The sequence below is a fragment of the Haloarcula salina genome, assembly GCF_049603855.1.
Classification (GTDB): domain Archaea; phylum Halobacteriota; class Halobacteria; order Halobacteriales; family Haloarculaceae; genus Haloarcula; species Haloarcula salina_A.
On record NZ_CP187146.1, the window covers coordinates 1,335,920 to 1,360,289 of the forward strand.

General features: G+C 65.3%; 21 protein-coding genes. 8 read left to right on the forward strand and 13 right to left on the reverse strand.

The genetic code is table 11. The annotated features are described in order from the left end of the window. The first annotated feature begins 213 nt into the window (after positions 1 to 213). Positions 214 to 336 (forward strand): hypothetical protein, encoded by a 123-nt coding sequence (locus ACOZ4I_RS07005; RefSeq protein ID WP_424004369.1) that lies wholly within the window; start codon positions 214 to 216, stop codon positions 334 to 336. 342 nt (positions 337 to 678) lie between these two features. On the opposite strand, the gene ACOZ4I_RS07010 is transcribed toward ACOZ4I_RS07005, so the two are convergent. Then, positions 679 to 981, reverse strand: coding sequence for an L-rhamnose mutarotase (locus tag ACOZ4I_RS07010; protein ID WP_424004371.1), 303 nt, complete (start codon positions 979 to 981; stop codon positions 679 to 681). A 102-nt stretch (positions 982 to 1,083) separates the two neighbouring features. Between ACOZ4I_RS07010 and ACOZ4I_RS07015 the strand changes: the two genes are divergently transcribed. Continuing rightward, a complete protein-coding gene (locus ACOZ4I_RS07015) occupies positions 1,084 to 2,409 on the forward strand; it encodes a glycerate kinase type-2 family protein (RefSeq protein WP_424004373.1) in 1,326 nt (441 codons plus the stop codon). A 24-nt stretch (positions 2,410 to 2,433) separates the two neighbouring features. Here ACOZ4I_RS07015 and ACOZ4I_RS07020 read toward each other — a convergent pair whose 3' ends face one another. Continuing rightward, the gene (locus ACOZ4I_RS07020) at positions 2,434 to 3,285 is read right to left on the reverse strand and encodes a fumarylacetoacetate hydrolase family protein (RefSeq protein WP_424004375.1); all 852 of its coding nucleotides are present in this window, start codon (positions 3,283 to 3,285) and stop codon (positions 2,434 to 2,436) included. A gap of 357 nt (positions 3,286 to 3,642) precedes the next feature. Here ACOZ4I_RS07020 and ACOZ4I_RS07025 point away from each other — a divergent pair, with 357 nt between their 5' ends. Beyond that, complete coding sequence (locus ACOZ4I_RS07025) at positions 3,643 to 4,404, forward strand: IclR family transcriptional regulator (protein WP_424004377.1); 762 nt, start codon at positions 3,643 to 3,645, stop codon at positions 4,402 to 4,404. Between the two features lie 34 nt (positions 4,405 to 4,438). Here ACOZ4I_RS07025 and ACOZ4I_RS07030 read toward each other — a convergent pair whose 3' ends face one another. From ACOZ4I_RS07030 to ACOZ4I_RS07060, 7 genes are all read right to left on the reverse strand, one after another. Continuing rightward, entirely contained in the window at positions 4,439 to 5,470 is a 1,032-nt protein-coding gene (locus ACOZ4I_RS07030; protein WP_424004379.1) for a TIGR03560 family F420-dependent LLM class oxidoreductase, read from the reverse strand. 3 nt (positions 5,471 to 5,473) lie between these two features. Beyond that, positions 5,474 to 6,679 carry an L-rhamnonate dehydratase gene (rhcD, locus tag ACOZ4I_RS07035; protein ID WP_424004381.1) on the reverse strand — a complete coding sequence of 402 codons (1,206 nt, stop codon included), beginning with the start codon at positions 6,677 to 6,679 and terminating at the stop codon, positions 5,474 to 5,476. 125 nt (positions 6,680 to 6,804) lie between these two features. Next, entirely contained in the window at positions 6,805 to 7,839 is a 1,035-nt protein-coding gene (gene rhcE / locus ACOZ4I_RS07040) for a 2-keto-3-deoxy-L-rhamnonate dehydrogenase (RefSeq protein ID WP_424004383.1), read from the reverse strand. Between the two features lie 144 nt (positions 7,840 to 7,983). Beyond that, complete coding sequence (locus tag ACOZ4I_RS07045) at positions 7,984 to 9,147, reverse strand: ABC transporter ATP-binding protein (protein ID WP_424004385.1); 1,164 nt, start codon at positions 9,145 to 9,147, stop codon at positions 7,984 to 7,986. A gap of 57 nt (positions 9,148 to 9,204) precedes the next feature. Further along, positions 9,205 to 10,170, reverse strand: coding sequence for a carbohydrate ABC transporter permease (locus ACOZ4I_RS07050; RefSeq protein WP_424004387.1), 966 nt, complete (start codon positions 10,168 to 10,170; stop codon positions 9,205 to 9,207). Further along, positions 10,170 to 11,096, reverse strand: a complete 927-nt coding sequence (locus tag ACOZ4I_RS07055; protein WP_424004389.1) for a carbohydrate ABC transporter permease — start codon at positions 11,094 to 11,096, stop codon at positions 10,170 to 10,172. The genes ACOZ4I_RS07050 and ACOZ4I_RS07055 overlap by 1 nt, the downstream gene beginning before the upstream one ends. 50 nt (positions 11,097 to 11,146) lie before the next feature. Next, complete coding sequence (locus tag ACOZ4I_RS07060; RefSeq protein ID WP_424004392.1) at positions 11,147 to 12,616, reverse strand: ABC transporter substrate-binding protein; 1,470 nt, start codon at positions 12,614 to 12,616, stop codon at positions 11,147 to 11,149. A gap of 236 nt (positions 12,617 to 12,852) precedes the next feature. Here ACOZ4I_RS07060 and ACOZ4I_RS07065 point away from each other — a divergent pair, with 236 nt between their 5' ends. Beyond that, the gene (locus ACOZ4I_RS07065) at positions 12,853 to 13,377 is read left to right on the forward strand and encodes an LUD domain-containing protein (protein WP_424004394.1); all 525 of its coding nucleotides are present in this window, start codon (positions 12,853 to 12,855) and stop codon (positions 13,375 to 13,377) included. Positions 13,378 to 13,379: 2 nt separating this feature from the next. Beyond that, complete coding sequence (locus ACOZ4I_RS07070; protein ID WP_424004396.1) at positions 13,380 to 15,560, forward strand: LUD domain-containing protein; 2,181 nt, start codon at positions 13,380 to 13,382, stop codon at positions 15,558 to 15,560. A gap of 73 nt (positions 15,561 to 15,633) precedes the next feature. Here the strand turns inward: ACOZ4I_RS07070 and ACOZ4I_RS07075 are convergent, their stop codons facing one another. Continuing rightward, complete coding sequence (locus ACOZ4I_RS07075) at positions 15,634 to 17,340, reverse strand: BNR-4 repeat-containing protein (RefSeq protein WP_424004398.1); 1,707 nt, start codon at positions 17,338 to 17,340, stop codon at positions 15,634 to 15,636. Beyond that, positions 17,295 to 18,164: an L-rhamnono-1,4-lactonase gene (gene rhcC / locus ACOZ4I_RS07080; protein WP_424004400.1), complete on the reverse strand. Its 870-nt coding sequence runs from the start codon at positions 18,162 to 18,164 to the stop codon at positions 17,295 to 17,297. The genes ACOZ4I_RS07075 and rhcC overlap by 46 nt, the downstream gene beginning before the upstream one ends. A gap of 892 nt (positions 18,165 to 19,056) precedes the next feature. On the opposite strand from rhcC, the gene ACOZ4I_RS07085 reads away from it, so the two are divergent. The 3 genes from ACOZ4I_RS07085 to ACOZ4I_RS07095 all read left to right on the forward strand — a co-directional run bounded on the left by ACOZ4I_RS07085 (position 19,057) and on the right by ACOZ4I_RS07095 (position 20,931). Further along, positions 19,057 to 20,256 carry an ABC transporter substrate-binding protein gene (locus ACOZ4I_RS07085; RefSeq protein WP_424004402.1) on the forward strand — a complete coding sequence of 400 codons (1,200 nt, stop codon included), beginning with the start codon at positions 19,057 to 19,059 and terminating at the stop codon, positions 20,254 to 20,256. Positions 20,257 to 20,295: 39 nt separating this feature from the next. After that, positions 20,296 to 20,442, forward strand: a complete 147-nt coding sequence (locus ACOZ4I_RS07090; protein ID WP_424004404.1) for a hypothetical protein — start codon at positions 20,296 to 20,298, stop codon at positions 20,440 to 20,442. Between the two features lie 81 nt (positions 20,443 to 20,523). Then, positions 20,524 to 20,931 (forward strand): metal-dependent transcriptional regulator, encoded by a 408-nt coding sequence (locus tag ACOZ4I_RS07095; protein ID WP_424004406.1) that lies wholly within the window; start codon positions 20,524 to 20,526, stop codon positions 20,929 to 20,931. A 26-nt stretch (positions 20,932 to 20,957) separates the two neighbouring features. Here the strand turns inward: ACOZ4I_RS07095 and ACOZ4I_RS07100 are convergent, their stop codons facing one another. Both ACOZ4I_RS07100 and ACOZ4I_RS07105 read right to left on the reverse strand, forming a co-directional pair. Next, the gene (locus ACOZ4I_RS07100; RefSeq protein ID WP_424004408.1) at positions 20,958 to 22,877 is read right to left on the reverse strand and encodes a HAMP domain-containing protein; all 1,920 of its coding nucleotides are present in this window, start codon (positions 22,875 to 22,877) and stop codon (positions 20,958 to 20,960) included. Next, positions 22,874 to 24,256, reverse strand: a complete 1,383-nt coding sequence (locus tag ACOZ4I_RS07105; RefSeq protein WP_424004410.1) for an ABC transporter substrate-binding protein — start codon at positions 24,254 to 24,256, stop codon at positions 22,874 to 22,876. The genes ACOZ4I_RS07100 and ACOZ4I_RS07105 overlap by 4 nt, the downstream gene beginning before the upstream one ends. Positions 24,257 to 24,370: the final 114 nt, after the last annotated feature.

The following is a 24,370-nucleotide window of genomic DNA, read 5'->3' on the forward strand; positions in this document are numbered from 1 at the left end:
GTTGGCGGCCTATCGTCTCCCTTGTTCCAGGACGAGGGCCCCTGACTTCGCCAGCTATGTCCGTCGGATCGACTGCCTCCCAGGCCGTCGCCTCGACGGACGCGCTCTCGATCGCCGTCTGTTCGAGACGAACCACATTAGCGTCCGGGGTCCGTAGCGCCGGTATGACGACCCGAACACCGGAACAGCGTGACGCGATCGGAGGTGGCGTCGATGGTTAACGAGGCGCTGGTGCAGCTGTTCATGATCGCGATCGTCCTGGCGGTGATACTCGTCGGTCTCGTCGGCGGTTTCTACCTCGTCAAGTTCCTCGTCTCGTACACCTTCGAGTCGTAGTCATCGGGCATGGTCGGTCTATCGGTGGTACCGAGTTCGCGGCCACACGTATCAGTGCCCCTCAGTGGGTGGATTCCGTGGTTTATCTGTTATTCTATGCCGTGTCACTTGGTACCACCTCTTGTCTGACGGCGGACGTATAAACTGTATTTCGCTATATCCAATTCGGGGAGTGAATCCCGCTGACAGTGCAGTGCCTTCGGAACAGCCGGATCGAACCGAACGACGGTTTTCGGGGCGCTCTCCGTGTCTGGCAGGGTTTTCCAGTCATCGATCGTCCGGCTGCTGGAACGCTCGTGGGTGGTCAGTGCCGGGGACTCACGGAATCGTCAATCCCGCCTGTCACACCATCCGATACACTTCGTCCATCCAGCTATCGTCGGATTCGAGGGTGATCCCCTCCATCTCCTCGGCCCACTCGGCTTGCGCCTCGCTCTCCTGCATAACCTTCTGGATCGCGCCTGGGTCCTCGACCTCCATGAATCCGAAGACGTGTCCGTCCTTCTCGAAGACGCTGTAGGTCTCCAGTCCGGCGTCCGATTCGAGGTAGGCCGATTCGAGGGCGTCGGGGACGTTCTCGTGTTTCTCTCGGTACGCGTCTCGCTTGCCGTCTGCGATCTCGAGGTGGAACGCTATTCGCGCCATATCGGTGATTCGCCTGCCGGCGACAAATAGGTTGGCGGGGCGGTTGGCCCTGTCGTGGCGTCGCGAAGGCAGATTTTTACCGTCCGGCTCGGAAGCACGCGTATGATCCGTAATCGTGATGCACTCGAGACAGACGAGTCTCACCGTGTGGCCCTCGACTGTGTCGAGGCGGCCATCGATGCGGCCGCGCCGGAGACGGCCACCGAATCGGCAGTCGACCTCGACGGCGAGACGCTCACAGTCGGAACGAGGACGTACGACCTCGGGGAGTACGACGAGGTCGTCATCGTCGGCGGCGGAAAAGCCGGCGGCGGCGTGACTCGTGCCCTCGAATCGATCCTCGGCGACCGCCTCACGGGCGGCCGACTCGTCGTCAAACAGCCAGTCGACGTGTCGTCCGTCGAGTGGTCGGTCGGCGACCACCCGCTACCGTCCGAGCGGAACGTCCAGGCGACGGCCGACCTGCTCGACATCGTCGACGCGGCCGACGAAGACACGCTCGTGCTGTTCGTCCTGACCGGCGGGGCCAGCGCGCTCCTGTCGGCGCCGGCGGGCGACCTGACCATCGAGGACCTCCAGGCGACGACCGACCGCCTGCTCGGTGGCGGCGTCCCCATCGAGGAGATCAACGCCGTCCGCAAGCACCTCTCGGAACTGAAGGGCGGCCAGCTCGCCCGACGGGCGGCCCCGGCGACCGTCGTCGGACTGCTCGTCAGCGACGTGGTCGGCGACGACTTCTCGACCATCGGGAGCGGCCCCTCGGTCCCCGACGAGACGACGTACGCGGACGCGCTTGCCGTCTTCGATCGTCACGGCATCACGCCGCCGGACGCCGTCCGCGAACACCTCGAAGCGGGACGCGACGGACAGATCGCAGAGACCCCCTTCCCCGACGATTCGGTCTTCGACCGCGTCCAGAACCACCTCGTCGGTGACAACGGCACCGCACTGGACGCTGCCGCGGACGTTGCCCGCGAATCCGGCTACGACCCTCTGGTTCTCACGTCCCGCCTGCGCGGCGAGGCCCGCGAAGTCGCGAAACCGCTCGTCGCGGTCGCCGAAGAAGTGACAGCAACGGGATCACCCGTCGAGCCACCGGCCGTCCTGCTCGCGGGCGGCGAGACGACCGTCACCATCGCCGGCGACGGCGGACAGGGCGGCCCCAATCAGGAGCTCGTCCTCTCGGGCGCGCTGGACCACGACGGCGGCGCGGTCGTCGCCGCTGTCGATACAGACGGCGAGGACGGAAGCTCGGACGTGGCCGGCGCGATCGCAGACGCGGCCGCGATAGCGGACCGCGAGCGCGCCCGCGAGTCATTGCTGGCCAACGACGCCGGATCGTATCTCTCGGAGATCGGTGCGACGATCACGACGGGACCGACCGGGACGAACGTCAACGACGTGGTCGTCATCGTCGTTCCGGAATAGGGCGCGCGAAAACGGGTCGCCGCCTCAGTTACCGACGACGTGGTTGGTGAGCGTGCCGATCCCTTCGATCTCCGCCTCGGTCGTCTGGCCGGGTTCCAGCACGTCGACGGGGTCGCGGAAGATGCCGACGCCGCCGGGCGTCCCGGTGGAGATGACGTCGCCGGGTCGAAGCGTCATCGACTGGCTGATGTAGGAGACGAGTTCGCCGACATCGAAGATGAACTGCTCGGTGTTGGATTCCTGTTTCGTCTCGCCGTCGACGCGCATTTCGACGTCGACGCTGTTGGGGTCGAACTCCTCGTCGGCGACCAGCGTCGGCCCCATCGGTGCGAACGTGTCGTAGCTCTTGCCACGGAAGAACTGGCCGTCGGACTGCTGGGCGGTCCGGCCGCTGACGTCGTTGATGACCGTGTAGCCGGCGACGTGGTCGTAGGCTTCGGACTCCGAGACCGCCTTGCAGCGCTCGCCGATGACGACGCCGAGTTCCACCTCGTAGTCGACCTGCTCCTCGCCGTCGGGGTCGGGGTGGACGATGGGGTCACCGGGGTTTGTCACAGAGGTGGCGGCTTTCCCGAACAGCATCGGGCGCTCGGGAATCTCTTCGTCCTGCTCCTCGGCGTGGTCACGGTAGTTGAGCCCGCAACAGACGATCTTTCCGGGCAGGGGGACCGGCGCAAGCAGCGATACGTCGTCAGCGTCGACCTGCGTCAGCGCGTCGTGCTCGACGAGGCGCGCGACCTCTGACCGATAACTCGCGTCGCCGATGTCGGCGAGTTCGGGTTCGCCCTGCGGAAGGTCAGACAGCGCGTGGATAGTCGTCTCCTCTTTTACGCCCCACGAAGGGCCCGTACCGTCGGTGTACCGAACGAATTGCATCGCTAGTGTAACCTCACCTTCGGGACTTAAATCTTGAGATGCGGGCCTGCGATAGCGGCCCGAAGTAGACGGCGAACCATCGGCGGGACGATCAGCGTTCGAGGGCGCGACGGCCGTTCCGAACGGCCGGTAGACCTCTGATTTCCGGCATGATCGGATCGGCTCGATTCGGTTCCAGAGACTGAGACGGGTGAGAGAGCAATCCCACTCGAGAACCACTTGTACGACTGTTTGTACAGCATTGTTCATGGGTGAATCTCCCGCGAACCGCGCATCGAGCGACAGAGTGCCGGTCCACTTGGCAGCAAATCCGGCGATAGCGGAAATAATATATGGTCCCGTGTCCGATACCAGAATATGGACGAACGCTCCGTGCCGATCAAGGCCGCGAAAGTCTCCTTCGACGTCATCGAGGAGTTGCGCGAGCGGGAGGGAGCCGGGGTCTCCGAACTCGCGACGGCGCTGGAGATGCCCACGAGCACCATCCACGACCACCTGCGGACGCTGGAACAGCAGGGCTATCTCGTCAAGGAGGACGGGGAGTATCGCGTCGGCGCGCGTTTCCTCGAACTGGGAGAGCAGGCCCGCTCGCGCAAGAAGGTGTACGGTATCGCCCGCCCCGAAGTCGACTCGCTGGCCGAGGAGACCGGGGAGCACGCGAACCTCCTCATCGAGGAGCACGGCCTCGGCGTGTTCCTCTACAAGGCCCGCGGGGCGGATGCGGTCAACCTCGACACCCACGCCGGGATGCGCGTGCTGTTACAGACGACGGCGCTCGGTAAGACGATTCTCGCCTACCGCCCGCGCGAGGAAGTCGAAGCGATACTCGACGAGCACGGCCTCCCGGAGATCACGCCGAACACCGTCACAGACCGGGACGAACTGCTCGACGAACTGGAGACGATTCGAGAGCGCGGGTACGCGCTGGACGACGAGGAACGGGTCCAGGGGATGCGCTGTGTCGCCGCGCCGATCCTCAGCGACGACCAGGAGGCCATCGCCGCCGTGAGCGTCTCCGGGCCCCGGAGCCGGATGGCCGGCGAGCGCTACACGGAGGAGATTCCCGAACTCGTCCTTCGGAGCGCCAACGTCATCGAAGTCAACATGACGTACTCGTAGAGGAGGGCGGTTCGCGGCCGCCGCTTCGTCCGCCCTACCGGAACTCGGGCATGACTTCGTCGGCGAACAGCTCCATCCCACTGGTGTCGGGGAAGTCGATGAACCAGCACTGAAACTTCGTGACGCCCGCCTCGATGCGGTCCTCGATGGCCTGGGCGCACTCCTCGGGCGTGCCCATGATGAAGTATTCGCGGGCGTCGTCGGCCGTCTCGATGTCCGCCTGGTCTTGGTACTCCTCCTCGAACTGGATGGGCGTCATCAGGTCGACGAGGCGGTCGAATTTGTCCTCGTCGCGGGTGCAGATGACGTGGCCGTCCCACGAGTACTCGATGTCTTCGGGGTCGCGGCCGACCGTCTCACAGTGATCCTCGATGACGCCGATCTTGTGCTGGAGCGTGTCCACGTCGCCGTTGAACACGTCGGTGTTCCACACGTCCGCGTGCTTGGCGACGAGCTTGAGCGTGACCTGCTCGCCCTGGCCGCCGACCAGAATCGGCGGGTGCGGGTCCTGTACTGGCTGTGGGGCGCAGTAGGCGTCTTCGATCTGGTAGTGGTCGCCGTCGAAGCTCGCGCCCTCGCTGCCGGCGTCCCACATGCGCTTCATCAGCCGGATAGACTCGTCGAGGCGCATCAGCCGCTCGAAGCCGTCGCGGTACTCCCAGCCGTAGGCGTCGTACTCGTGGTCGTGCCAGCCCGCGCCGAGACCAAGCTCCAGTCGCCCGTCGGAGATCACGTCGAGCGTCGCGGCCATCTTCGCGACCAGCGCGGGGTTGCGGTAGTCGTTACAGAGGACGAGCGACCCGAGGTTGATGTCCTCCGTGAACCCGGCCATCGCCGAGAGGAGCGTCCAGCACTCGTACTCCGCGTGGTCGCGGCCCAGCAGCAGGTGGTCCGGGGCCCACGCGGCGTCGAAGCCCAGCTCCTCGGCCTTCAGGATGCCCGCCTTCGTCGTCTCCCAGTCGAGCGCCTCGTACTCGGGCGTGTCCCGGTGGACCGGCTCCCCGCCCTCCTCGTCCGGCGCGCCCGCGAACACCGGAACGTTGTACTCGAAACTGATGTCCGTCATGGCTCACTCCACGGCGAAGTGATCGAGTGCCTCGCGGTTCAGTTCCGTGCTGACGCCGGGCTCGTCGGGCAGCGGAATGGAGCCGTTCTCCGGCGAGGGGGGGTTCTGGAAGATGGCGTCGGCGTAGGTCGACTCCTTTTCCTCTTGCTGTTCCTGGAACCACTCGGGCGTCGGGAAGTACTCCGCCATCGGCATGTTCGTGTGGCCCGCGATGGCGTGCAGCGTGGGGTTCGTTCCGGCGTGGGGGATCACCGGCACGTCGTGGACTTCCGCCATGTCCGCGACCTTCTGGAGTTCCGTGATGCCGCCGACGCGGCCCACGTCGGGCTGGAGGATGTCGACGGCTTCGCGTTCGAGCAGCTCCTCGTGGCCCCAGCGCGTGAACTCGTGTTCGCCCCCGGAGATCGGCATCGGCGCGGCCTCCCGGACCTCGGCGTAGCCGCGGATGTCGTCGGCGATGACCGGCTCCTCGACCCACGCCATGTCGTACTTCGCGAGGCGCTGGGTCATCTCCTTGGCGTACTTGACCGACCAGCCCATGTAGGCGTCGCCCGCGATGTCGATCTCGTGGCCGACGGCCTCGCGGACGGTCCTGACGATCTCCTCGTTTTTCTCCATTCCCGAGCGTCCGTCCTCGGGCCCGTGGAGGAACCGCAGCTTCATCGCGTCGAAGCCAGCTTCGGCGTACTCGAGGGCCTCGCGCTCCAGTTTTTCCATGTCGACGGGGTGGAGGTTCGACGCGTAGGCGGGAATCTCGTCTTTGGTCGGACCGCCGAGAAGCTCGTAGACCGGTTTCCCGGCATCCTTGCCGGCGATGTCCCACAGCGCCTGGTCGACGGCACTGATCGCCATCACGGCGACGCCCTTCCGTCCAAAGGGGAGCGTCGCGCGGTACATCTGCTCCCAGAGGTGCTCGCGTCGCATCGGGTCCTCGCCGAGGACGATCTTCGAGAGCGTCTCCTCGACGACGGTGGCGATGGCGCCGGTGCCCCAGTTCCCGACGCCGACGCCGGTGATCCCGGCGTCCGTCTCTACCTCGACGACCACGTCGCCGACCGGTCCCATCCACTTCCGACGGGCCTGCGGGTTCTCGCCGTCGACGTTCCGGTACTCGTCGTACTTCGACATGATCGTCACGAGGGGGAACTCGATGAACTCGCCCCACGACTCGTTACTGACTTTCGTCGCTGAAATGTCTGTGATCTCCATAGTCAAACGCGTACGTAGACGTGTTCCGGCAGCAGTAAAACGTTTTCTGTCACCGTCTTAGGCCTCCTCTGCCCCCGATTCGAGTCTCGCCAGTACCCGCCCGCGGTCGCGCGTCGGTGACACGCTCAGCTGTCGAACTGGAACACCGGCTTGCAGGTCTCCGAGCCCAGGAACGCCTCGAAGGCGGCCGACGGGTCGTCGACCGAGTACGACGTGTCCAGTATCTCGTCGACCGCGATCGCACCACGCTCCATCAGTCGGAGCGCCTGCTCGAAGTTCGTCCACGTCGAGCCGTAGGAGGTGTCGATGTCGATTTCGCCCCGCACGACAGGCGTGAGGGTGACCTCGCTGGGCTGGTTCGGGATGCCGACGACGACGATCTGTCCGCCCTTCCGGACGTGTTCCGTGGCCGTCCCGACGCCGGTGTGGTGGCCCGTCGAGTCGAAGGCCACGTCGAAGCCGATGCCGTCGGTGAACGACTCCGTCGCGGCCGCGAGGCCGTCGCCGGACTGGACGTTGACCGTCTCGATGCCGAGGTCCTCGAGGAGTGGCAGGCGGTACTCGGCGTCCTGATCGAGGCCCGAGACGAGGACGTTCGCGCCGAGCGAGTCCGCGACGGCGGCGACGAGCACGCCGATGGGGCCGGGCCCCTCGACGAGGACGGTGTCGCCCGGCGTCGCGTTCGACCGGTCGAGGACGGCGCGCGTGGCGATGCTCGTCGGCTCGGTGATCGCCGCGTGGCGCAGCGGGACCTCGTCGGGGACGGCGTGGACGTGTTCCGGCGCGACGGTCACGTACTCGGCGTACGCGCCGTCCCGGTGCATACCCGTGATCGAGAAGTTCTGACAGACGTTCGGCTGGCCGTTCTTGCACTGAAAACAGTGGCCGCAGTCGTGGATCGGCTCCTCCACGACTTTGTCGCCCTCGGCGAATCCCTCCACGTCGCTTCCGACCTCGACGACTTCGGCCGAGTATTCGTGGCCCATGATCCGTGGGATGGGGACCCACTCGTACCCACCGTCGTACTTGTAGGCGTGGGCGTCGCTCCCGCACAGCCCTGCCGTGTGGACTTTCACGAGCAATTCGTCTGCGTCTGGCGTGGGGACCTCCCGCTCCTGTGTCTCCACGGCGCGGGGGCCCGTCTGAACGATTGCTTTCATTGGTAGTCGGAGACTGGTGACTGGCTGTCTCACTCCAACCATTCGCGTACTCCGGTTAATAATTTTGGGTGTGCGGGTCGCTTTCCGGCGTTCAGCCGGTGCTCCCGGGTCCGGGCTGCGAGTGTGATGTGCGGCGGTCCGCCTTCAGACTTCGACGCCGTTGGTCGGGGCGTCCTCGGCGCGCTCCGACATGAGCCGCCCCTTGATGAGTTCCTCCGTCTCGGCGTCGAACAGGTAGACGTGCTCCGGGGCGATGGTGAACGTCAGCGAGTCGCCGGCCGCCAGATCGTGGAAGCCGCCGATTTTCGCGGTGATGTCGCCGCTCTCGGTCTCGGCGTGGACGACCGCCTCCGTCCCGACGGGTTCGACCACGCGCACCTCGGCGTCCACGTCGGGGCCCTCCGTCAGCCGGGCCGCGCGCTGGTAGAGGTCCTGTGGCCGGAACCCGACGAGCACGTCGGACGCGTCGATCTCGGACTCGACGAGCGCCTTCGGAATCTCGAAGCTCGTGTCGTCCGTCTCGATGGTGTAGTCGTCGCCGCTGTCCGTGACGTGCCCCGAGTAGAGGTTCATGTCGGGGCTGCCGACGAACTGCGCGACGAAGAGGTTCGCCGGCTCGTTGAACACCTGGTCTGGCGTGCCCAGCTGCTGGAGCTTGCCGTCGTTGAGGATGGCGATTGTGTCGGCGATGGTCATCGCCTCCTCCTGGTTGTGGGTGACGTACGCCGAGGTGATGCCGACCTGGGACTGCAGCTCGTCGATCTCGGTCCGCATCGTCTTTCGGAGCTGGGCGTCCAAGTTCGCCAGCGGCTCGTCGAACAGGAACAGCCGCGGCTCCCGGATGATGGCGCGACCGAGCGCGACCCGCTGTTGCTGGCCGCCAGAGAGCTGTGCGGGCTTGTTGTTCAGGAGCTCCTCGATCTCAAGCATCTCCGCGACTTCGGTCACGCGCTGGTCGATCTCCTCGTCGGTCATGTCGTTGTCCTCGCGCCGGAGCCCGAAGCCGAGGTTCTCCCGGACGGTCATGTGCGGATACAGCGCGAAGTCCTGGAACACCATCGCCACGTCACGGTTGCGCGCCTTGATGTCGTTGACGACGGTCCCGTCGAAGCGAATCTCGCCCTCGGTCGGGTCTTCGAGCCCGCCGATCATGCGGAGCGTGGTCGTCTTGCCACAGCCCGAGGGGCCAAGCAGGACCAGAAAGTCTCCGTCGGGGACGTCGATCGAGAGGTCGTTCACGGCGACCACGCCGTCTTTCTCGGGGTCACCGAATACCTTCGTGACACCGTCGACTTCTAGGTGTGTCATTGTCCAATGTTACCGTCCACCGCATAATAAAAGTGCCGTCCTGACGACGCTGTGGGGCTATCCCTTGACAGCGCCGCCGGTGAGACCCTGCACGAAGTACTGCTGGATGTACGCCAGTCCGGCCAGGACCGGCAGCGAGATGATGATGGACGCGGCCGCGACGACGTTCCACTGGGTGTTGAACCCCTGCACGAAGGTCAGCAGTCCGGGGGGAACGGTGAACTTCGAGTTGTCGAGCAGCGTCAGCGCGAAGACGAGTTCGTTCCACGCGAGCAGGAACGCGAAGATGAACGACGCGATGAGCGAGTTACGCGCCATCGGCACCAGCACGTACCAGAACGTCTCGAAGGGGGTACACTGGTCGATGCGTGAGGCCTCGACGATGGAGTCGGGGAAGTCGTCGAAGAAGCCCTTCATGAGCCAGACCACGAACGGCGAGGTCATCGCGCCGTAGATGAGGATCAGCGCGAGGTGGGTGTTGAACAGTCCCAGCGTCGAGATGAGTTCCCACTCGGGGACCATGATGGCCGTTCCGGGGAACATCAGCGACGCGAGCAGGAGGCTCATGATGGCGTTCTTGCCCCGGAACTCGCGCTGGGAGAGGACGTACGCCGCGCCCGTTCCGAGGACGAGCGCGATGAGACCGGCCCCGACCGCGACTTTCAGGCTGTTCAGGATGAGCGTCAGGATGTCGATGTCGATGGCAGAGGAGATCTCCCACCCGAACGACTGCTCGAAGAACGCGTCGTAGCCGCTCGTCTGGAGCGACGACATGACGACCATCCGAAAGCCCTGCAGCGAGGGATCTTCCGGGAAGACGGTCGGCGGGATCTGCTGGATCTCCGACGTCGTCTTGAACGCCGTCACGACCATCCAGTACAGCGGGAACAGGACGTACGTGAAGACGACCAACGTCAGCAGGCCGATGAGCGACTTGCGGACGTACGTCCCCGACTGCGTGTCGTACAGCCACGATTGATTCTTGCGGAACTCAGATTTCGGGTCTTGGGTGTCTGTCGCCATTAGAACTCACCTTGCACTTTGTCGTACACCTGAATGTAGTAGTAAGAGAACACGAGCAGGACGACGAACAGCAGCATCGACAGCGCCGACGCGAGGCCGACGTTGAAGTCGACGAACGCCGTCCGGTAGATCATCACCGGGAGCGTGCTGCTGGAGACGCCGGGACCGCCCTTGGTCATCACCCACACCATCGAGAAGTTCCTGATGTTGTAGATGAGCATCAGGAGGAAGCCGATGGCGAGGTTGTACCGCATCATCGGGAGCGTGATGTAGCGGAACTGCTCCCACGGGGTCGCCCCGTCCATGCGCGCGGCCTCGTAGAGATGTTCGTCGATGCCCTGCAGCGATGTCAGCGTCAGGAGCGCAAAGAGGGGCGCGAGCCGCCAGATCATCCCGACGATGGGCGGCCACAGCGACAGTTCGGTCGAGCCGAGCATCACGATGTACTCGTCGATGACGCCGAGTTGCACCAGCAGTTCGTTGATGATGCCCTGCGAGCCGCCGAACATGAACTGCCAGATGGACGCCCCGACGACCCGCGGCAGGACCCACGGGATGAGGACGATGGCGCTGGCGACGCTCGTGAAGGGGAGCTTCTCGTAGAGGAGCCACCCCATCAGGAAGCCGAGCACGATGGCCGCGATGCTTCCGACGGCCACCCAGACGAACGTGTTCCAGAGCACCTGGTGGATGGTCTCGCTCGTCCAGATCTCGGCGTAGTTGGCGAGGCCGACGAACTCGGCCTCCGCCGGCGAGAGGAGGTCCTTGTCGAAGAAACTGGAGTAGATCGCCTGCGCGATGGGGTAGAGGATGAACACCCCGACGAGCGACATCACCGGAAGTATCGGGAGGTACACCCGGACCCCTTCGGGGACCCGCTCGATCGCGTGTTCGTACGACGCCTGTGCGTTGTCTACGTAACTCATAGTGTGGTAGGGATCATTGCGGTGTGTTCACATAAAACGGTCGGCGGACCTCAGGCGAGGTTCTCGTCGATGGCTTCCTGGACCGCCGAGTTCGCGCTGGCGCAGGCCTCCTCGGCGGTCGCGTTGCCGAGCACGACCGGCTGGATGACCTCGGTGTTGATCGTGCTCTGGATGGAGGCGAGCCCGGAGAACGACGGGAACCGCGAGGTGCGGGTGAACAGATCGTCGTTCTCGTACAGCGTGACGAGGTCGCCGAACTGGCTCCGGAAGAGGTCGGTCGGTTCCTCGAAGGCGCTCTGGAGCGTCGGGACGCGGCCGCGGATGCCCACGTCGGCTTCGGAGGCGTAGGTCCACGGCGCGAGCTGGTCGGGCTGGTTCCACCACTCGATGTAGTCGAAGGCGGCGCTGCGCTCGGCGTCGTTCGCCGTGCCGTTACCCATCATGAAGCCCTGCGCGTTCTGGAGCAGGAGGTCGCGCGGCTCGAAGTCGCCCGACGGACTCTCCGGCAGCGGCGCGCGCGTGACGGTGTGGCCCTCGCCGTCGAGCCAGGGCTGGGGCGCGCCCGTCGTCTGGTACACGGCGTTCGCGTGGGAGTAGGTGATGAAGATGCCCGATTCGCCCTCGCGGAGCAGTCGGCCCGCGGCGATGTGATCGTTCTCGGCGAAGGAGTCCGGGAACAGCCCGGCCTCCGCGATGTCCTGGTACAGCTTGACGGCGTCGACGAAACCGGGCTGGTCGACCGTCGCCTCCATCGATTCGGGGTCGAAGTACCGACCCCCGTTCGCGTAGACGAACCCGATGAAGTACCCCGTCGTCAGGCCGAAGTCGGTCCCCGGGGCCGTGATGGCCGCAGAGACCTCGTCGATCTCCTGCATCTCCTCGCCCAGCTGGATCAGTTCGGGCCAGGACCGCGGCGGCGCGTCGAAGCTGGTCTGTTCGAGGTAGTCCGTGCGGATGTCGATGAACGGACCGAGGTCGGCGTACCCGCCGGGAAGCCCCCACTGGTGCTCGCCGTCGGTGTCGCCCAGTCCCGAGTACATCTGGGTCTGGATGTTGGCGTCGATGAAGTGGCTGTTAATCTCCTCCAGGCGGTCCGCGAACTGGCTCTGGTCGAGGGGCTGAATCGCGCCGGCCCCGGCGTAGTCCGGGATCTGCTGGCACTGCCCGGCCATTACGTCGGGAAGGTTGTTGTTCGCGGCCGCCGAGGCGATGATCTGGTACTTCTGGCCCCACTCCTGGTGCTGGTAGTTGACGTTGTGTTCGCTGTACTCGGAGTAGTGGCCGCTGATGTACTCGCGCTCTGCGGGGATGCCGCCGAACAGCCAGAAGTCGAGGTTCTGCGAGCCGCCACCGCTCCCGCCGTCGCCACCGCCGCCGTCGCCGCCGTTGCCACCGCCGGTTCCCCCACCGTCACCGCCGTCACCGCCGCTGCACCCGGCGAGTCCGAGGGCCGCTGCGGTGCCGACTCCAGTCAGAAAGCGACGCCTGTCGAGTCCGGACGACGTACTATCGTGTGTCATGAGACGCTATTTCAAACGACGAAGCGTATATATAATAAATTTACCGGTATTTTACACCCTCGTTTCACATAACTGGACGACCGGACCGGAGATGTTCGTCGCCGCGTCGGCAGCGAGTCAAACTGACGGGGGCGTTAGTATCGCACACCCCTGCGTCTGACTCCGGTGAAACGGCCCGCTGATCGACCGGTGCAACCCAAACTAAATATCGAAGGAGCGCCTGCCTCCGAGTACTGATGTCAGGAGCCACATTCGCGTCGTTCGAGGAGTCTCTCCGCGAACTGGACGTGCCGGTGACACGGGTCCAGCGAGACGAGTTCGCCGACCACGTCGCGGAGGCGGTCGAACCGCCGGCCGTCGGCGTCCCGCTCGACGAGACGTTCGACGACCCGGCGCTGTCGCTCGACGAGACCCCAGTCTCCGTGGACCCGACGCCAGTCGCGCTCCGCGAGGCGACGACGGGCGTGACGGGCGCGCGACTCGGCGTCGGGGACTACGGCACGCTCGCCCTGTCGCTGACCGACCGCGCGAGCGAACTGGTGAGCCTGTTCGTCGAGCACCACGTCGCCGTCGTCCGGGAGGCCGACCTCGTCGACGAGATGCGGGACGGAATCGAGACGCTGGGCGAGGACTTCGCCGAGACACGCGGGAGTGCGATCCTCGCTACCGGCCCCAGCGCGACGGCAGACATGGGCGCGCTGGTGAAGGGCGCACACGGGCCGAGAACTGTCCACGTGCTCGTGCTCGCGGAGGACGACTGACGATGGCGAAAGCCGACGAGATCCGCGAACTGATGCGGACGGAGGGCGCGGCGGTCGCTGAGAACACCCGGGCTTTCAACGACGGGCGGTACGCCTCGGTCGCCGATCTGGAGGACTACGAGGCGCTCAAGTCGGAGGCGCGGGCGATCAAGGAAGACGCCATCGAGCGGCTTCCCGAACTCATCGACGAACTGGAGGCCGCCGTCGAGAAGAACGGTGGGACGGTGTACCTCGCCGACGACGCGGCCGACGCGAACGCGTACATCCGCGAGGTCGTCGCCGACCGCGACGCCGACCGCGTGGTCAAGAGCAAGTCGATGACCAGCGAGGAGATCGAGGTCAACGAAGCGCTCGAATCCGACGGCGTCGACGTGGTCGAGACGGACCTCGGCGAGTGGGTCCTGCAGGTCGCCGACGAAGCCCCCTCCCACATCGTCGCGCCGGCTATCCACAAGTCACGCGAGGCCATCGCCGACCTGTTCAACGAGCGCTTCGACCCCGACGAACCGCTGGAAACTGCCGAGGAACTCACGTACTTCGCCCGCGAGAAGCTGGGCGAGCAGATCGTCGACGCCGAGGTGGGACTGACCGGCGCGAACTTCCTGACCGCCGACACCGGGACGATGGCGCTCGTCACGAGCGAGGGCAACGCCCGAAAGACCGTCGCGGCGACGGACACCCAGATCACCGTCGCCGGGGTCGAGAAGGTGATTCCGAGCGTCGATGACCTCGCGCCCTTCGTCGAACTCATCGGCCGCTCGGGGACCGGCCAGGACATCACTTCCTACGTCTCGCTGTTGACGCCGCCGGTCGAGACGCCGGTGGTCGACTTCGCGGACGACGAGACGCCGCTGTCCGAGTTCGACGCCGACCGCGACTTCCACCTCGTGCTCATCGACAACGGCCGGCTGGCGATGCGCGAGGACGACCAGCTCCGGGAGACGCTGTACTGCATCCGCTGTTCCGCCTGCTCGAACTCGTGTGCGAACTTCCAGCACGTCGGCGGCCACGCCTTCGGCGGGGAGACGTACTCCGGCGGCATCGCGACCGGGTGGGAGGCCGGCATCGAAGGGCTCGACACCGCCGCGGAGTTCAACGACCTCTGTACCGGCTGTACTCGGTGTGTCAATGCTTGCCCTGTGGAAATCGACATTCCGTGGATCAACACCGTCGTCCGCGACCGCATCAACCGCGAGGGCGAGCAGCCGGCCGAGTGGCTCGTCGACGGGCTGACGCCGGACGCCGAGGACGAGGGCGCGCCCCTCCAGAAGCGCTTCTTCGGCAACTTCGAGACGGTCGCGAAGTTGGGGAGCGCGACCGCGCCCCTCTCGAACTGGCTGGCCGACACCGGGCCGTCGCGGTGGCTCATGTCGCGCGCCCTCGGCATCGACCGGCGGCGCGACCTCCCCGAGTTCGAGCGCGAGACGCTCGTCGACTGGTTCGCCGGCCGGGACGCGACGGTCGAAAACCCCGAGCGCCGGGCCGTCCTCTATCCGGACCTCTACACGAACCACGTTCAGGTCGAGCGAGGGAAGGCGGCGGTCGAGGCCCTCGAAACGCTGGGCGTCGAGGTCGTCGTCCCCGAGGCCCCGTCGAGCGGTCGTGCCCCGTTCTCGCAGGGGATGGTCGCCACCGCCACCGACCACGCCGAGCGCGTCACCGAGGCGCTCGCGCCCTACGTCGCCGACGGCTACGACGTGGTCGTCGTCGAGCCGAGCGACCTCGCGATGTTCACCCGGGAGTACGACCGCCTCGTGGACGAGGACGCCTTCGCGACCCTCGCCGACAGCAGCTACGAGGTCATGGAGTACGTCTACGGCCTGCTGGAGAACGGGGCCGACGCGGACGCGCTCGCGGCGGGCGACGGCGCTGGCGTGGCCTACCACAGCCACTGCCAGCAGCGAACGCTCGGACTGGAGGCCCACACCGTCGCCGTTCTCGAAGACCGCGGCTTCGACGTGGTCACCTCCGACGTGGAATGCTGCGGGATGGCCGGAAGCTTCGGCTACAAGCGCGACTACTACGAACTCAGCATGGACGTGGGCGGCCGGCTCCGCGACCAGTTCGAGGCCGACGGCGTTCGCGACCGGCCCGTCGTCGCCAGCGGCACGTCGTGTCTCGAACAGATCGACGCCCTGCTGGAGCGCCAGCCGCGCCACCCGGTCGAACTGCTGGTCGAGTGAGGCCTCGGCCCCCATCGAGATGCGCGCTCGTGCTGCGGAACTGACTTTGCGACCCACCCGCCGCTGGCGGTCGCTATCCAGTCCTGTCCGTCGTCGTCCGCACCACGTTCGAGCCGTTCCCGCCCGCGCTGTTGACGGCCTCGACCCCGTACTCGTAATCCGTACCCGGATCGATGCTCGTGTCGGTGTACTGCGTGAAAAAGGAGTTCCGGGCGACGCCGCTCTCGACGACGGCGAAGCGACCGCCGAGCGGTCGGCGATAGACCGTGTAACTCACCGCGCCCCGGGCTTCGGTCCACGAGAGGGCGACAGCGGTCGACGCTGTCCTCGATACCGACAACGTCGGGGCCGCCGGAACGGTCGTCGCACCGAGCGAGTACTCCTGTATCACGAACTTCGTGCCGCTCTCGCTAGGTCGTTCCAGCGGGATCGACAGCACGCCCGCGTCCTCCCAGCGACGCGCGTCGTGTTTCCGGCCGTCCATCCCGGTGATCGGCCCCTCGTGGAGGCAGTAGATCGTCCAGTCGGTCCACCCCGACGACGCCGTGGCGACCCCGGCGTAGAGTCGCTCGTCGACCACGGTGTAGACGTGGAGGGTATCGTCCGCGTCGAACAGCAGGCCGTCGCGGTTCAGCAGAATGTCGTCCGCGCGGGTCGGTTCGATGCCGACGTTCGAGAGGTCGACGGCGGTGTCGTCGATGTACTGCTCGTGCCACTGGCCGTCGGTCGTTCGCCAGTAGTGGACGTAGTGGCGGTTGGCGTCGCCGAGGTCGGTGGTCGCGTTCGTCGAGCGGGACGTGAAGATGTGGGGCTGGTCGTCCGAGTCGAGTGCCTGCGTTCCCTGATTCACGAGCCACGAGTCGACCGGCGCGTCGACGACGACGCCGCCGTCGTCCACCCGAATCGGGTCGTTCGCGGTCACGTCGCCGACGAGCGCGCCGTCGTTGTCGTACCACGTGTCGCCGCCGTCGTCGCTGTAGGCGTAGTGCACGTCGTGGTTCGACCGCCACGTCTCCCACGTCTCGCGCCACGTCCACGTGACGTGCAGTCGCCCGCTGTCGTCGAAGGTCCAGTCGTGGTGGTACGCGTTCCGACTCGTGGAGTCGTCCCACGGGCCGTAGGTCCCGTCGCCCGAGAACACCATCCCGACTCGGGTCCACGAGTTCGACGCCGAGTCGTGGACGTGGAGAGACGAGTTGCCGTCACCGGACGACCCGATTCGGTACTCGCAGTACAGCGTCCCGGTCGGATCGTTGAAAAACCGCGGGTAGGTGACGGGGGCTTCCGTTCCGCGCAGACCCATGTCGGTGTTTTCCGAGAAATCGCCGGTCGCAATGCTCGATGGCGGCTTCGTCAGGAACCCGGTCGAGGAGTGGCGGTAGTGGAAGGGGTCGTCGTGATGGTCGTACGTCACGTGAAGCCGGCCGTCGTCGTCTGTCCCTATCGCGGTGTTCCGGTGCGAGTCCTCGTCTGGGACGGTCCAGTCGAAGTGGATGGTCTGTACCGTGTCGTCGCGCAGGTTTCGCCGGGCGAGCGACAGGCGTCCGGCGTGGTCCCAGTACGGGACGTACTGGTAGTCGCCGACGGTGACGACCTTCTGCTGGTCCCACGGCGCGTTGTTGAACGCCCACGTGCGTGTGTCGATGACCGTCTCGTTCTCGAACGAGAACGTCTGCCCGGTTCCGACGGCCGTCGAACTCGCTTCTGCTCCGTCGCTCGACCGACGAGGCGGCGTCACGTCAGTCCCACGTGCCGCCGGAACGCCCGCTCCGTGATCCACGCCCTGTCCTCCGCGGACACGCCGTCGACCTGTCGCAGCCAGTTGCACGCCTCGGCGTAGCTGGCCACGTCGCTGACGTTCGGGAAGTCAGAGCCCCAGACGACGCGCTCGCGGCCGAAGGTGTCGAGGAACCACCGGACGTGGTCGTGCATGTCGGTGTACGGGAACGCCGACTCCGACATGTGAGGAATCTCCGAGACCTTCACCGCGACGCCGTCGTAGTCGGCGAGGTCGGCGAACCGGGCGAAAGAGCCCTCGTCGGTCGGCGTCGCCGGCCCCGCGTGCGCGAAGTGGTCGAAGAGGTAGTCGAGTTCGGGGTACGTCTCGACGAGTTCGAGCGCCTGGTCGAGCTGGCCGTGGTCACAGAGGATCTGGACGGCGGCGTCCATCTCGATCGCTGCTTCCCAGAAATCGGTCTCCTCGATAGCGTCCCGGAGCCACGTGACGCTCGGGTCGAACGTCTCCCACATCTGGTCGTACGGACAGGCGGCCCCCAGTCGGAAGCCAAGGACGCCGTCGGTGTCCATGCAGCGCCTGAGTTGTGCCGCGGCGTCGTCGGCGAACGGGTCCAGCATCACGATGCCGTACAGGCGGTCGTAGGCCTCGGCCACTTCGCGGGTGTACCAGTTGTCCGTCCAGTCACAGATCGGGTAGCCGACGACGACGGCCTCGTCGACACCGTTGCGGTCCATGTCTGCGAGGAGTCGTTCGGCAGTGTAGACGGTGTGGACCGAAAACGAGTCCACGAGATCCATGAGCGGGCCGTTGACCCACGGGTGGTCGTCGGTCGGGGCCGCCCACGCGTGCGTGTGGGTATCCAGCATAGCGACACAGTCGTCGGGGTCGCTACTAAAGCTTACCCGGACGCGGCCTCACGGATTGTCGGTATTGACCCGGATCACGCAGGGGGATATTTCCGGTATCGTCGAATCAGATCAGTAACTCGTCGCCAGTCGTCCGCACCCGTGAGCCACTGACCAGGGAGAAATCGGCAAACGAAGCCCGGAATTCGAGGCAATTGCGTTCTGAGGGATCAGAAGTCTGGCCATCGAGAAGTCAATGATACATACTATCAAGACAACAGTCCGATATCACCGGAACTGTGGGAAATCCCGCACTTGTGGGACGGCCGCACTGCCTGTCATAATATATGTACAGTTGTTATTCGCAATGGATCGGGCCCGCGAAGCCCGCATCCGGTCGGGTCGGATCCGGTTTGTTGGAAGTCGACCCCTACACGGGAGATGCCACGTCGTACGATATTACCGGAGACGAGGTAGGTTCGGTACGTCCAGTCGGCTTCCCTTCTGTCCCGTCGTCTCCCGGCCACATGGGCGTGGAGATGGTAGTACCGGTTCTGCTTCGTGTGTGATAGCCGTACCAAGCGACACAGAGATACTCGATATCGAGTTACTATTTCACTTCTGTCCTTTCTGCCCCTATAATATTCCCATATAGGGACATATCTAGAAATAAGATATCGAGAAGGGCCTATCTGTGGATTAGTACAACGAATATCTGTACAGAATCGGTCCCAAAACACGGTAATTGGTGGGGCGTAGTCACATTCGCGTCTCTCTTTACCGTGGATAGATATAAGCCTGCATTTCGCCTCATTCTCGTCGCGACGTCGAGCCGTAATGACGCACTCGCCCGGTGTTTTAGGACTGCCAAAAATCCGAAGCTGTTAATATTGTTTAGGCTGCCCTAATCCACATGGACGATGACTCAGCACGCGGCGAGCGGCTGACGCGGCGGAAGTACCTCGGCTACGGCGGTGCAGTCGTCGGTGCCGGTCTGCTGGCGGGGTGCTCTGGAGCCGGCGACACCGGCGGGACCGCCCCGGAGACGGCGACAGATCGTGCGACGAACGGCGGCGGGACGCCCAGTGAGACGGCGACGACGGCACCGACGGACGCGACGTACTCGGTGACGATGGAACCGGTCGGCACGGTGGAGTTCGATGGCCCCCCGGAATCCTGGTTCGCGTATACAGGCGATTACGCAGACATGGGCGTCGCGCTCGGACAGGCCGAAGGACTCTCGGCGATCGGCGTCCGTGAACGGTTCGGGACGCACTACTACGACGACCTCTCCGGGGTCACCGTCGAGGCGGACGAATTGACCCAGCTCTGGCAGGACGGAACCGGGAAGGAAGTCTTCTACGAACTCGACGCCGACCTCCACGTCGTCGATCCGAACTTTATGGTCAACCGACTCGGCTGGGACCGAGAGGACGTGGCCGAGGTCGAGTCCGCCGTCGCCCCCTTCTTCGGGAACACGATCTTCACGCGCTCCTACGACTGGCACGACTACCGCTACTACTCACTGTACGATGGCTTCGAGAAACTCGCCGCGGTTTTCGACGAACGGGCCCGATACGAGGCGTTCAAGTCCCATCACGACCAGGTCGTCTCGTCCGTCCGCTCGCGGCTGCCGTCGACGACGCCCGAAATCGCGCTCCTCTACCCGGCCGAGATGCCGCCGGAGTCGTTCTACCCGTATCTCGTCGGCGACGGGACACAGTCGAAGCAGTGGCGAGATCTCGGCGTGAGCGACGCGCTCGCCGAACACGGCGTCACGGACGCCCAGGCCGGCGGCGGAACGATCGACTACGAGACGCTGCTCGATATCGATCCAGACGCCATCGCGGTCCGAATCCAGGGGGAGGTCTCCGAGGCGTACTTCGCCGAGAACGTCGTGGCACACATGGAAGACCACGAAGTCGCGAGCGCACTCACGGCGGTCCAGAACGGGCGCGTCTTCTACGGCGGACTGACCTACCAGGGCCCGATCGTTCACCTCTTCCAGCTGGAGCGGGCGGCCCGCGGGCTCTATCCCGACGTATTCGGCGACGAAGAACTCTTCGACCGCCAGCGGATCGCTGACATCGTCACCGGGAGGTTCGACCGATGAGCCGGGCGTTCGTTCGCGGTCGGGGGAGGTGACCGCGCGATGCAGCAGCCCCTCCGACGGCAGCGCACGCAGACGTGGGCGTGGTTGTACCTCGCGCTCTTCGGCGACGCCGACGCCCACGACACCGGCAACGGGCCCGAGAGCGACGCGGAACCAGACGCCGAGTGCCGTTCTCGGAACACGTGAGCCGTGCTGCTACCGGCGGTGGGAGCGGGCAGCACGCCATCGAGAGCGGACGCCGAACTGACCCGCCGTCGCCACGGAGCCATGATCGGTGAGCCGCAGTACCTCCTGGTGATCTACCGGGCCGAGCAGGAAGCGGAGCCGCCGGTCTCGCCGGGCCACATCGCAGACGCGCTGGATCGCTCGCCCGCGGCGGCGACGGAGATGCTTCAGCGCCTGGAGTCCCGCGGACTGGTCACCTACGAACCCTACCAGGGTGCGACGCTCACCGACGAGGGGCGCGCGACGGCTGCCGATCTGAACGATACCTACCAGATCCTCCTCCGGTTCTTCCGTGACGTGCTCGATCTGGACGACTGCGAGACGGAGGCCCGACAGCTCACCGGGACCGTCAGCCCGACGGTCGCAGACCGACTCGCATCGTCGCTCCTCGACGGGCCCGTGACTGCGAGAGAGAACGAACCGCCGTCTCCGTCGGACGACCGGCAGTAACGAAAAAAACAGCGTCGGCGACGGCCTTACTCGTCTTCCTCTGCCAGGCTCTGTGACGGCCCGCCGGAGAAGACGAACTCGTGTTCCGCCTCGGTCTCGAAGCGGTTCAGGATGTCACCCAGCGGCTTCGCGTACCGTTTGAGTTGCTCGGCGCGCGAGGACACCTCGTTGAGTTCGGCGGCCTGTTCTTCGGCCGCACCCGCGACCGTCTCTGTCTCCGACATCATCTGATCGCTCGTGTCGGCGGCCGACTGGAGCGTGGTCGCCACGGCGCGGAACTGCTCGAGCGAGTCGTCCAGGTCGACCTGCGGATTGTTCGCTTCGATGTCTTCGAGTGTCTCGACCAGATCGTCGAGGTCACGCGAGATGGCGGACAGGCGGTCCTTCTGATCGTAGGCGTCGTCGGAGATCTTCTGCGTCGATTCGGCGACCTGCTCTGAGGCGTCGCGGACCGATTCCGCGCTCTGGAGCACGATGTCACCGGACTCCGCGACCTCGTCCGCGAAGCTGTTGAGCTGGCCGATCGTCTTCTCGAGTTCGCCGATCATGCCGTTGAACTCGCTGGCGATGCGGTCCATCGACTCGTTCTCCCCGTCGGTTTCCATCCGTTCGGTGAGGTTCCCGGCCGCGGCTTCCTCCATCACGTCGGAGAACTCGTCGGCCTTGCCCTGGAGGTAGTTGTTGACCTCCATCGCCTCGGCCCGCGAGACCTCGGCCTCTTTGCGGGCGCGCTCGGCCTCGTCGATCTGGGTCTTGAGGGCGTCGCGCATGTCGGCGAACCCGTCGTACAGGCGACCGATGTTGTCGATGCGGCCGGTGCTGATGTCCACGTCGAGGTCCCCCTGTCGCATCTGGTCGGTCTTGCGGGTCAGTCGGTCGATGGACGACGCGGTGTTGTATCCGAGAATGGCACCGACGCCACCGATGAGCAACACCATCAGCGCGGTGCCGATGAGACCGAATCGCTGGACGTCCTGGACGAACCCGTAGACCGCGGAGTTCGGTGCGTGCACGAGGACGACCCAGTCCGTTCCCTGAATCGGCGCGTACCCGACGGTGTAGCGCTCGTCGAGCACGTCGTACGAGGGCATACTGGCGACGACTCCGGACGCCTGCTCGCTCGATCGAAGCTCGTTAGCCTGCCCGATGGGTTCGTTGGCGCGGGGGTTCGAACTGTACGCCTGGAGCATATCGTCGCCGAGGCGCTGGTCGCTCGTTCGCGGTTCGTCGATCATGACGACCCCGGCGGTGTTGACGACCTGCGTGAAGCCGCCCTCCGCCCGGTCGTTGCCCTGCAGGGAGTCGGCGATTTCACCGAGTGAGTACTCGATGAGGATGTAGCGGTTCTGCGAGGCGTCGACGGGACTGATGAAGCCGATGACCGGCCCGGAGTTCGTCTGGTACACGTCCGAGACGACGACGTCGCCGGCCGTCTCGAAGGAGGCGTTGTTGACCCAGCCGCGGTTGCGCTCTGCCAGCGGCGAGTTCAGCAACACGTCCGAGTTGGACGTGGACGCGACCATCTCGGACTGCGTCAGTCGTCGTTCGACGAGGTGTACGTCGGATGCGTCGGCAGCCAATGCCGCCTTCCGATTACTGAGTTCGATGCCGATCTCGTCCGTGTCGTTCCCGGCCCAGACGTCGCTCGAGGAGACGAACTTCGTCGCGAGCCTGTTCTTGTTGACCCACTGTCCGATGATGTCGGACTCCTGTGCAGCGGCGCTCTCGTAGTCGTTGAGAACCTGCTGTTCCGTGTAGTAGCGGACCTGTTCCGTGGCGGCGAGGCCGACGAGCCCCACCGAGAGCGCCATGACGATGAGCACGATCCCGAACTTCAGCGCGAAGTTCCGTCGGATGAAGTTGGGGACGATCACGCCGAGGATGCCACCGGACGATTCCGAATCGGTTCCGTTACTGCCTGTCGATTGTGTGTCTTCCTGACTCATTGGTTCGAACCTCCGAGACCGCAGTTGGCCGCCGGACCGCTGTCGCACGCGTATCGAACGTCTCTCGGGTCGCCGAGCGGGCTGTAGTACACCCCGTAGGACTGCTGGACCTCGGGGCGGCCCCTGACGACGGGAACTGGGCGCATCGCCTGGTGATCGCAGGCTCGGAGGGTCTGCGTTCCGAGTCCGGCGTCGTACTCGTGGTCCTCGAGCTGGGAGATCACCTCGTTGGGGTTGAATGTCCCAGCGCGCTCGACTGCACTCGCGTACTGGAGCACCTGCGTGTACGCGACGTGAGCCGGACCGGACGGGACTGCCGACTTCGACGAACCGGTCGTGCTGCCGTACTCGTTTCGGAACGCCTCCCGAAATGCGGCTGAGAGCGGCGTGTCGATACTCGCGCTCCAGGCGACGGTCCCGAGGACGCCACCGATTGCGTCGCCCGCGGTCTGGGCGACTTCGAGCGAGTACAGCGGCAGGACGAACGCCGTCTCCGGGAACGCCTCGCGGAGTTCTCTGAGCGCGTTCGCCGCGTCCAGTCCGCGCAGACTGAGGATGACCACGTCGTGGTCGACCTGTTCGAGGTCGTCGATGTACTGCGAGTAGTCCCGCGTCCCGACCTGTGCACCGCGGTTCCAGACGGGCGACCACCCGGTCCCTTCGAGGGCGCCGTCCATCTCGTCTCGGAGTGCCGTCCCCCAGTCGTTCTTTGAGAAGAACTGGACGTAGTCCACGTCCTCGCCGTACTCCTCGACCAGGACCGGGGCCAGCGCCCGCGCGGTCATGTGGGTGTTGAACAGTTCACGGAACGAGTAGCGGTTGCAGTCGGCGCCAGTCAGGGCGTCCTCGTGGGACATCGTTCCCATGTACACGACCTGGTGTTCGGCCGCGAGTTCCTGATGAACGTGGCCGGTCCCGCTCGACGTCCCTCCGGCGAGCATGATCGCGTCGTCACTGTTGAGCAGTTTCTCCGCACCGGTCCGGGCGGCGTCGGAACTGCTCTGCGTGTCTTCGACGACGTACTCGACGCTCTTCCCGAGCAGGCCGTCCCCGCTCAGTGGCGAGTCGTAGGCGTCGGCAGACACCCAGCCACCACCCTCGTTGATGTGCTTCACGGCCAGTTCGAGACCCCGGCGCTCCTGTTGCCCGGAGGTCGAGTACGGGCCGGACCCCGCGATGTTGAATCCGAACGTCGCCGTGTCGCCGGAGACCGGATAGTTCCCGACCGGCGTCGGTGTCGGTTCCGGCGTGTCTCCACCCCCAGTCATCCCTTCGCTACTGCCGCAACCGGCGAGGCCAGTGAGACCAGCCGCGCCGACGGATCGGAGTAGGCTCCGCCTAGAGATCGACGGCCCACCACCATTCGTCCTTGTGTCCATACTAATTTCTGTAAATTTTTATAGCATAAAAGCTTTTGGAGGATCGTGTCGCTGATCTTGAAATATGTCGCTCAGACATTCTGTTTTACCGTCACGACGTCGGTTTTCGACCGG